The 2,469-nt window shown below is 72.0% G+C and carries 3 protein-coding genes; 1 reads left to right on the top strand and 2 read right to left on the bottom strand.

Annotated elements, in window-relative coordinates; translation table 11 throughout:
- Positions 1-322: 322 nt before the first annotated feature.
- Complete coding sequence (locus tag ND748_RS29995; RefSeq protein ID WP_251749574.1) at positions 323-622, top strand: 4a-hydroxytetrahydrobiopterin dehydratase; 300 nt, start codon at positions 323-325, stop codon at positions 620-622.
- 66 nt (positions 623-688) lie between these two features.
- Here ND748_RS29995 and ND748_RS29990 read toward each other — a convergent pair whose 3' ends face one another.
- Both ND748_RS29990 and ychF read right to left on the bottom strand, forming a co-directional pair.
- A complete protein-coding gene (locus tag ND748_RS29990; RefSeq protein WP_251749572.1) occupies positions 689-1,156 on the bottom strand; it encodes a DUF952 domain-containing protein in 468 nt (155 codons plus the stop codon).
- Between the two features lie 135 nt (positions 1,157-1,291).
- The gene (gene ychF / locus ND748_RS29985; protein WP_251749571.1) at positions 1,292-2,368 is read right to left on the bottom strand and encodes a redox-regulated ATPase YchF; all 1,077 of its coding nucleotides are present in this window, start codon (positions 2,366-2,368) and stop codon (positions 1,292-1,294) included.
- Between the last annotated feature and the right edge of the window lie 101 nt (positions 2,369-2,469).

The raw sequence follows: 2,469 nt of genomic DNA, 5'->3' as shown, positions 1-2,469 counted from the left end.
GCGTCGGCCTGCTCGCCGGCGGCTGCGTCCCGGCCCGGCGGGGTAGGAGTGCCGGCGCGCGGGCCGCCCACATCCGCATTCATGGTGCGGGACTCTCCCAGACTCCGGCCGTCGAGGGATCGCATCCGGGCGGTTCGGGCCGGATGGCCCGATCGGGCCATCCGAGGGCAGGCGACCTGGTGCGGGAGCTGCGACGGCGACGGATCGGACTCCGGTCCGGCGCGCCGCCGCGCCGACCATCCCGAGAGCGGCTAGGCACGCAGCCAGTGAACCCCGGCCAGCGGTCACCGGACCGCCCGGCCCGAAGACGAAGGGCAGCATAATGCCGACCAAACTGGACAGCGCCGAGGTCGCGGACGCGTTGGCGTCGCTTCCCGGCTGGCTCGGCGACGCCGACCGCATCCAACTGCAGATCATGGTCGACGGCGACGAGTCCGATGCGATCACCGCCGAGGTGGCACGCGCCGCCGACGAGATGGATCACCACCCGGTGATCGACCGCGGCCCCGGGACCACGACGTTCACGGTCTGGACGCACTCCGTCGGCGGCGTCACCGAGCTCGACCTCACCCTGGCCCGCCGGATCTCCCAGATCCTCTACTCGGCGGGCGTGTCGTACTGACCGATCAGTTCTGCGCCACGATCCACCCCGGGCGGACGACTGAGGTGATCGTGGCGGGTGAGTAGATCACCAGAGCGTGGACGGAACGCTGAACGTCCCGTCCGGCCCCGGCGGGAACGGGACGACCGCCGCAACCGCCCCGGCGTCGATCGGCCCGTACAGATGCGGGAAGAGCTCGCCGGCCACCGACTCGTCCGCACTGCCGGGCATGATCCCCGACGGCGGCATGATCCCCGACGGCGGCACGGTGCCCGCCGAGGGCGCGGTGCCCGCCGGCGGGGCGGGAGGCTCCCAGCGCAGCGGGCCGGTGAGCCGCTTCGGGTCGACCACGACGAGAAGCAGGTCTTCGCGGCCGGCGTAGAACCGGTTGGCGGTGGCGGCGACCTGCGCCGGGGTGGAGAAGTGGATGAACCCCTCGGTGCCGAGACTGGCCGGCCGATACCCGGCCGCCCCGACCGACCACGCGGACCGCCCGACCAGGTGACAGATCACCCGTTCGTCCCGCGCCTGCTCGCCGTCGTCCGCCACGTCCATCCGCCCTTCCCCCATCCAGCCACAACCGGACAGCCACAACCGGAGTTCGACCGAGCCGACCACACCGGTCCTGCCGGCCCGGTCAGCCCGGCCGGCCCGGACCGGTCGGCGTCACGCCGCGGCAGGACCGACCGGTCAGACGTTGAAGCGGAATTCGACGACGTCGCCGTCGGCCATGACGTAGTCCTTGCCCTCCATCCGGACCTTGCCGGCGGCGCGGGCGGCGACCATCGAGCCGGCGGCGATGAGCTCGCCGAAGGAGACGATCTCGGCCTTGATGAAGCCGCGCTGGAAGTCGGTGTGGATGGCGCCGGCGGCCTCGGGAGCGGTCGCTCCGGCCTTGATCGTCCAGGCGCGTGATTCCTTCGGGCCGGCGGTGAGGAACGTCTGCAGGCCGAGGGTGTGGAAGCCGATCCGGGCCAGTTGGGTCAGGCCGCTGACCTCCTGGCCGAGGGAGGCGAGCAGCTCGGCGGCATCGGCGTCGTCGAGCTCGGCGAGCTCGGCCTCGACCTTGGCGCACAGCACGATCGCGTCGGCGGGAGCCACCGATTCGACGAGTTCCTTGTGTCGGCCCGGGTCGGCCAGGACGTCCTCGTCGACGTTGAACACGTACAGGAACGGCTTCGCGGTGAGCAGGAACAGTTCGCGCAGCGCGTCGGTGTCGATCTTCGGATCGGAGGAGAGGGTGCGGCCGGCGTCGAGGACCTCGCGGGCGGCCTTCACGGCGGCGAGCAGCGGCTGCTTCGCCTTGTCCGCGCGGGCCTCCTTCTCCAGCTTGGGCAGCCGGGCGTCGACGGTCTGCAGGTCCGCGAGGATGAGCTCGGTGTTGATCGTCTCGATGTCGTCGGCCGGGTCGACCTTGCCCTCGACGTGCACGACGTCGGGGTCGGAGAACACCCGGACGACCTGGCAGACCGCGTCGGACTCGCGGATGTTGGCGAGGAAGCGGTTGCCCAGGCCCTGGCCCTCGGACGCGCCGCGAACGAGCCCGGCGATGTCGACGAAGCTGACCGTCGCCGCCACCACCCGGGCGCTGTCGTACAGCTTCGCCAGCTCGTCGAGCCGCGGATCGGGGACGCCGACGACGCCCACGTTCGGCTCGATCGTCGCGAACGGGTAGTTCGCGGCGAGCACATCATTGCGCGTCAGGGCGTTGAACAACGTGGACTTGCCGACGTTGGGCAGCCCGACGATACCGATCGACAAGCCCATGGCGGATCAGTCTACGGGCCGGCGGGCAGCGCACCGGCGGGGTCCGGGCGGGCGGGAGGCGGGCGGGAGGCGGGCGGGAGGTGGGCGGGAGGGAGCGGGCC

It is taken from the genome of Frankia sp. AiPs1 (assembly GCF_023716945.1).
In the GTDB taxonomy this organism is placed as follows: Bacteria; Actinomycetota; Actinomycetes; order Frankiales; family Frankiaceae; genus Frankia.
Note: the sequence above shows the minus strand (reverse complement) of the source record. Positions and strands in the feature narration are given on the sequence as shown.

What these genes read in the sequence shown, in the direction of transcription:
- ND748_RS29995 (WP_251749574.1), top strand. Translation starts at nt 323, where the DNA reads ATGCCGACCAAACTGGACAGCGCCGAGGTCGCGGACGCGTTGGCGTCG.
- ychF (WP_251749571.1), bottom strand. Translation starts at nt 2,368, where the DNA reads ATGGGCTTGTCGATCGGTATCGTCGGGCTGCCCAACGTCGGCAAGTCC.
- ND748_RS29990 (WP_251749572.1), bottom strand. Translation starts at nt 1,156, where the DNA reads ATGGACGTGGCGGACGACGGCGAGCAGGCGCGGGACGAACGGGTGATC.